The 6461-nt window shown below is 44.0% G+C and carries 6 protein-coding genes; 1 reads left to right on the forward strand and 5 read right to left on the reverse strand.

Features of this window, described 5'->3' with window-relative positions; all coding sequences use genetic code 11:
- Positions 1–15: 15 nt before the first annotated feature.
- The 4 genes from hemH to FTV25_RS09175 all read right to left on the reverse strand — a co-directional run bounded on the left by hemH (position 16) and on the right by FTV25_RS09175 (position 3778).
- Complete coding sequence (gene hemH, locus FTV25_RS09160) at positions 16–1029, reverse strand: ferrochelatase (protein WP_166138039.1); 1014 nt, start codon at positions 1027–1029, stop codon at positions 16–18.
- Between the two features lie 65 nt (positions 1030–1094).
- Positions 1095–2123, reverse strand: a complete 1029-nt coding sequence (locus FTV25_RS09165) for a DUF4062 domain-containing protein (RefSeq protein ID WP_034704817.1) — start codon at positions 2121–2123, stop codon at positions 1095–1097.
- Between the two features lie 115 nt (positions 2124–2238).
- Complete coding sequence (murI, locus tag FTV25_RS09170) at positions 2239–3117, reverse strand: glutamate racemase (RefSeq protein ID WP_166138033.1); 879 nt, start codon at positions 3115–3117, stop codon at positions 2239–2241.
- Between the two features lie 49 nt (positions 3118–3166).
- The gene (locus tag FTV25_RS09175; RefSeq protein ID WP_159123934.1) at positions 3167–3778 is read right to left on the reverse strand and encodes a DUF1285 domain-containing protein; all 612 of its coding nucleotides are present in this window, start codon (positions 3776–3778) and stop codon (positions 3167–3169) included.
- A 187-nt stretch (positions 3779–3965) separates the two neighbouring features.
- On the opposite strand from FTV25_RS09175, the gene FTV25_RS09180 reads away from it, so the two are divergent.
- Positions 3966–5678: an electron transfer flavoprotein-ubiquinone oxidoreductase gene (locus tag FTV25_RS09180; RefSeq protein ID WP_005232462.1), complete on the forward strand. Its 1713-nt coding sequence runs from the start codon at positions 3966–3968 to the stop codon at positions 5676–5678.
- Between the two features lie 110 nt (positions 5679–5788).
- Here FTV25_RS09180 and FTV25_RS09185 read toward each other — a convergent pair whose 3' ends face one another.
- Positions 5789–6217, reverse strand: a complete 429-nt coding sequence (locus tag FTV25_RS09185; protein WP_166134832.1) for a hypothetical protein — start codon at positions 6215–6217, stop codon at positions 5789–5791.
- Positions 6218–6461 lie beyond the last annotated feature (244 nt).

Consider the following 6461-nt stretch of genomic DNA (forward strand, 5'->3'; position numbering starts at 1 on the left):
AGAAACCTCAAAAGATTAATGGGCAAGCGTCTGATTCAATGCTTCAAGATTAGCCTGTAACAGCGTATTGAGCAATTGCACATGATCTTCACGGTTGTTCAAAGCCGGAATATAACTGTAGCTTTCCCCGCCATTGGCCTTGAAGGTCTCTCCATTTTCCATGGCCAGCTCTTCCAGTGTTTCCAAACAGTCGGCCGAGAAAGCCGGACTCATCACCTGAATTGATTTCACGCCCTGTTTGCCCCACTCTTCAATTAAGGCATCCGTATAAGGCTTAACCCACTCCTGTTTACCAAACCGGGACTGGAAACTAATTGCATATTGATCTTCAGATAGACCTAAAGCTTCTGCAACCAGTTTGCCTGTGATCCGGCAACGATCCGCATAAGGATCACCTTTATCGGCATAGGGCTGCGGGATACCATGAAATGACATCAATAGTTTTTCCGGCTGCCCATGAATCGCCTGATAATCCCGAACACTTTGTGCCAGTGACTGAATAAATAAGGGATGCTGATAATAATCGCGGATAATCGACAGACCAGGTAAATTACGCTGTTTCAGCACCCATTTTGCGACTGCATCATACAGAGGTGCGGTAGAGGTCGCTGAATACTGGGGAAATAACGGAAACAGAATAATATGATCTTGCGGTTGAGCCGAAATCTGATCAAGAACACCCTGAATATTAGGATTGCCATAAGTCATGGCAGGCACCACATTCAGTTCAAATTGCGGATATTGTTCAATGAGTTTGGCCTTTACTTGACTCACCTGCTGCAGCAGAATCTCACGCATCGGTGAATCCTGACCCCAGACCTGTGCATAAGCCTGGGAAACTCGCTTGGGACGGAACGGTAAAATAAATAAACGTAGGATGAGTTGCCAGATCGGCTTGGGAATTTCAATGACACGCTGATCAGATAAAAACTGCTTCAGGAAATCGCGTACTGCCGGCACAGTCGGTGCATCAGGTGTGCCTAAATTTGCCAATATAATTGTAACTTTCGGTTTAGCTGTAGAAAACATGCAGTACGCCCGTCGTGGTATCAACCCGCTTACTTTAACAGCTTTTTACTTATTCTCTATATGGATTAATACACTGACTTATATTGAAAAGTACGATCTTTATCCAGCAAGTTACTATCCAGCAGTTTTTGTGCCTTAGGCGTAATCTGCCAAAGCAGACGCTGACGGTCATCACGGCCTGACGGCACAATCCAGTCATTCTGGCGCATCTGCAATTTCAGGCTATGCAGGGCACGAATATTAATCTGGGCACGGGCTACAGCATGTGCACGCGGCATTTCCGCTCGTGCATCTTCCAGACCGGTTTCATTCAAATACTCATTCATACGCTTGGAGAAAAATTCCTCTGGCGTTGGATTAATGAAGGTAGAGCCGAGAATAGCCAGCAATTGTGCCCAGGTCAGTCTTTTCTGAACTTTTAATTCTTTAAAGTTACCATCCTGATAAGCATGCATACGGTATTCGAAGGAGAAAACTTCATGCATAGACACTTTCGGCAGGCTCAGGAAAGGATCCACTTCACGTGTCCCCCCATCGCGTTCCAGTTGGGCCACTTTAGCTTTGAGCTGGTCAATCTCGTCATGCAAGGCTTGAGTATTCTGCGGACGTACCCAGCCACTTACCGGATAACGTTCCAGCATTTGCGGCATGTTCAAACGTACCGCCATTTCCAGATCGCGCAAGGTACGATAGCAAAAGACCTGATCAGCTTCCTGCTGCAATAACTGACGAAATTCTTTAAATTTTTCTTGTAATTCAGGTTTGGTATCGTGCAAGGAAGGATCACGTGAAGCCGGATCTTCATGCATAAACACAATAATCGGTTTCTGCTTGGTCACAGCGTAAATGTATTCCAGATGCATATAACCTACACCGGAAACCGACTGCTCGCCATACTGGCTACCCAGCAGAATCACCACATAATCACAATCATCAATCTGGCGACGTGCAAATGCAGTATTTAAAGGAGTGCGTTGTTCCAGCCCCCAGGAAAAGAAACCCATGCCGACCAAAGTTTGTGACAAGATGATCCGCTCTGGCTGCATTTCTGCACCAGAGGTGGAGATAAACACCTGATAACGTTTATCGAGCATTGGTTATCCTCTTTTACTGCACATTGATCTGGCCGGCTAAACCCTGCCCTGACACAATATGACGACCCCAGTATAAAAATATATCTTTCAAAACTATAAGATGAGTGACGGTCGCCTAGCTGACTTCTGTCTCCATATTGCTGACCTGCCATTTAATATCGGCTGGAATCAGATGCCCTAAAATCGGCTGGAGCTGTTCAGCATTTTGACCACTAACCACAAGTCGGATTTTTAGACTGTCCTTGCACTCATGTTCAAATAATAACCCATTTTTGATCAAAATTCGGGCCGTTTGTCTCGCAACCGCGAATCCTGAGTCAATTAATGTCAGCTTTTGACCAAAAATATACTGAATTGACGATTTTAGGAAGGGGTAATGTGTACATCCTAGCACTAAATAATCAGCACCCTGATCAACAACCGGTTGTAAAATCTGAGTTAATGTCGCCAGACACTCAGGACTCATCTGCTGACCGGCTTCTACAAAAGGCACCAGATCCAGACAGGTCACCGGAATTACTTTGACCTGTGCCGGCTCGGCAAAACGGGTCATGACATCCTTAATCAGCTGGCCACGAAAGGTTGCAGGTGTGGCCAGAACGGCCACCGTTTTGGATTGGGTATTGAGGACTGCAGGTTTGAGCGCTGGCACCAGTCCAATGATAGGAAAGTTTTCACCATAATGCTCACGTAAATAATCCAGGCTAAATGCAGAAGCGGTATTACAGGCAACGACTGCAACTTTACAGCCTTCACGATACAGCCATTCAATCGCTCGCGCAGTTAGGTCACGGATTTCCTGATCTTTACGGGGCCCATAAGGTACGTAAGCCGTGTCGGCATAATAAACAAAGCGTTCATTGGGCAAATACCGGGCAATTTCCAAAGCAACCGACAACCCTCCCACACCAGAATCAAAAATCCCGATAGGTGCATCAGCACTGGCTTTAGGCATGGGATCTACTAAGGGATAAATCGGTTGGATAGCGCTCATAACGTTGCTAGTTGCTTGTTTCAAATGACCTTGCGACAAAGCTTAAACCTCAGGTGCTTAAATGCAAGTCTAAATCACCACTTTTCAAGCTTAAAACCGTCTCTCCAGCAGCATTTTCACCAAGCTCGCCCATCTCCACCAGATGTAAAAAAGCAGCCCGCTGAATAAGCGCATTGATTCCAAAACGCACATGCACATAAGGGCGCAATTCATCCTGATACTGACGCATAAAGATAGGATGTTCGCTATCGACAATAATGATGTCCTGAGTCGTGGTGGTCAGTTGCAGGTAAGTCCTGCCTTCAATCTTGACCTGATCGACCTGATTTACAAACAGAGGTTCATCTTCGACCTCGATTTCAATCATTTCAACCGGCGTCTTTAGATAGAATTTTCCTTCTTCTTTCCAGAGTACCGTGGAAAACAAGTCTATCATCGGCTGACGCTTGATCAATTGACCTTCGTGCCACCATTCTCCATTGGCCAAAACCTTGAGATCCATTGCGCCACAATGCTTTGGCTGCCATTGATCCAAAGGCGGGATTGACCTTTTGTGACTGCCCTGTGCATCTTTTAAGTATTGTGCGATATCCATTAAATTTTTATCATCGCTAGAAGCTACTTTTTTCGTCGGATTTTTATCGGGTGCTGACTTATTCATATAAAGAAGACCTTAATGACGGAAAAATAATATGTTTCAGCCAATTGGCTTAACCTGGGTTTAAAACTATACTAGCCCAGATGCTTAAAGACACTACTATTTTTGTGTCTAGGAATTCAGAACACTCATGGCAGCACCCAATCATCCGATTATGGTTGCCACCGAATAGAAATATGAGGAGTCCTACATGGAACACATCGAACGTGAATCGATGGAGTTTGACGTTGTGATCGTAGGTGCGGGTCCTGCCGGCCTGTCTGCTGCAATCAAGATCCGTCAACTTGCAATTGAAAACAATTTAAATGATCTGTCCGTTTGTGTCGTAGAAAAAGGCTCCGAAGTCGGTGCACATATTCTTTCGGGTGCTGTGCTTGAACCACGTGCCATGAACGAACTATTCCCGAACTGGAAAGAAGAAGGTGCACCTTTAAATGTGCCAGTGACAGAAGACAAAACTTTCTTCCTTCTTTCAGATGAAAAATCACAAGAAGCACCGCACTGGATGGTGCCTAAAACTATGCATAACGATGGTAACTACGTGATCTCACTGGGTAACGTGGTGCGCTGGTTAGGCCAGAAAGCCGAAGAGCTGGAAGTATCGATCTTCCCGGGCTTTGCTGCTTCTGAAATTCTGTATCATGAAGATGGTACGGTGAAAGGTATCCAAACCGGTGACATGGGTATTGGTAAAGATGGCGAACCGACGCATAACTTTGCGCCGGGTTATGAGCTGCATGCCAAATACACCATCTTTGCTGAAGGCTGCCGCGGTCATTTAGGTAAACGCCTGATCCAAAAATTCAATCTGGATAAAGATGCTGATCCGCAGCACTACGGGATCGGCATTAAAGAACTCTGGGAAATCGATCCAGCGAAACACAAACCAGGTCTGGTAATGCACGGTGCCGGCTGGCCTTTATCTGAAACCGGTTCGTCAGGTGGCTGGTGGTTATACCATGCTGAAAACAACCAGGTGACTCTGGGCATGATCGTGGATCTGTCTTATGAAAATCCGCACATGTATCCATTCATGGAAATGCAGCGCTGGAAAACCCATCCACTGATCAAACAGTATCTAGAAGGCGGTAAACGTATTTCTTATGGTGCGCGTGCCGTAACCAAAGGTGGTTTTAACTCTCTGCCGAAATTCACCTTCCCGGGTGGATCTTTAATTGGTGATGATGCGGGCTTCCTGAACTTTGCCAAGATCAAAGGCTCACACACTGCCATGAAGTCCGGCATGCTCTGCGGTGAAGCGGTATTTGAAGCGATTGCTGCCGGTGTAGAAAAAGGCGGTGATCTGGCGATTGCGCGTGTGACCGAAGGTGAAGACTTCTTTGTAAAAGAACTCACATCTTATACAGACAAGTTCAACAATAGCTGGTTGAAAGAAGAGCTGTATAGCGCGCGTAATTTTGGCCCTGCGATGCACAAGTTCGGTCAATGGATGGGTGGTGCATTCAACTTCATCGACCAGAACGTGTTTAAAGTGCCGTTCACGCTCCATGATTTAGTGCCAGACTTTAAAACTCTGAAAACGGTCGATGCAGTGAACTTCAAGCCGAACTATCCAAAACCGGATGGCAAGCTAACCTTTGACCGTCTGTCTTCTGTGTTTGTATCGAATACGGTGCATGAAGAAAACCAGCCTGCGCACCTGAAACTGACCGATGCTTCGATTCCGGTAGATGTCAACTTGCCGAAATGGGATGAGCCTGCTCAGCGTTACTGCCCGGCAGGTGTGTATGAAATCATGGAAAATGATGACGGTTCGAAACGCTTCCAGATCAACGCAGCGAACTGTGTACACTGCAAGACCTGTGACATCAAAGATCCATCTCAGAATATCACTTGGGTAACACCGGAAGGTGGCGGTGGTCCGAACTACCCTAATATGTAATGCTTAATTAGCTTGCATAAGCCTCTAAAATAATTAATTATTTTAGAGGCTTTTTTATATTTATAAGATTATGAAATACGCATCATTTAATTTTTTTGTACAAGAAAAAATTAGTATTTAATAGATTTAAATATTTTATCTGCATCATGGCGCTGCCAAATATGGAATAGGCTGTTATGGGTACAATTCATAGCTTTTAATATTTCTTCTTGGGTTTGAATTGAGTTGTAACCATCTAATTTTTTATTAAGAACCTCAAAAAATAATTTATCAGTATTATTTAATTCATTCGGTATATCAATAATGTCTTTTATTGTTTGCACAGTCCAGATTGGTTGAGGGAGTAAATCTTCCCCATAAACCATAATAGATATCCTTACTATGTCTATATAAGGTATTTTTATTATTACATCATCTATATTTACGCCCACAATCTGATCATGCTCTAAGCTAAAATTTTTAATTTTAGTTTTATAATTACTCGTATCTAAATTTTTATTAGCTTCTTTTCTTACTAACCTTTTTAAAAACTTAAACATACAGGCTACCTACTGGAATTAAAATAAAGTCCATTCTGTAAAAGCTTCCAACTCTTCATCATAAGCTTCAACTAATTTATATGCTCCATACCCTCCCGCTAGACCGCCAATTATTACTGATGTGTGCTTAAAAAACAGGAGGGTTTAACTTGGTAAACTATACATACTCATTAGGAGTTTACCATGAGCAAGAAACAGAAGACTTACACCGCAGAATTTAAAGCTGAAGCCATAAAAGCCATTG

Source organism: Acinetobacter sp. YH12249, from assembly GCF_013417475.1.
GTDB lineage: Bacteria > Pseudomonadota > Gammaproteobacteria > Pseudomonadales > Moraxellaceae > Acinetobacter.

What these genes read in the sequence shown, in the direction of transcription:
- hemH (WP_166138039.1), bottom strand. Translation starts at nt 1,029, where the DNA reads ATGTTTTCTACAGCTAAACCGAAAGTTACAATTATATTGGCAAATTTA.
- FTV25_RS09165 (WP_034704817.1), bottom strand. Translation starts at nt 2,123, where the DNA reads ATGCTCGATAAACGTTATCAGGTGTTTATCTCCACCTCTGGTGCAGAA.
- murI (WP_166138033.1), bottom strand. Translation starts at nt 3,117, where the DNA reads ATGAGCGCTATCCAACCGATTTATCCCTTAGTAGATCCCATGCCTAAA.
- FTV25_RS09175 (WP_159123934.1), bottom strand. Translation starts at nt 3,778, where the DNA reads ATGAATAAGTCAGCACCCGATAAAAATCCGACGAAAAAAGTAGCTTCT.
- FTV25_RS09180 (WP_005232462.1), top strand. Translation starts at nt 3,966, where the DNA reads ATGGAACACATCGAACGTGAATCGATGGAGTTTGACGTTGTGATCGTA.
- FTV25_RS09185 (WP_166134832.1), bottom strand. Translation starts at nt 6,217, where the DNA reads ATGTTTAAGTTTTTAAAAAGGTTAGTAAGAAAAGAAGCTAATAAAAAT.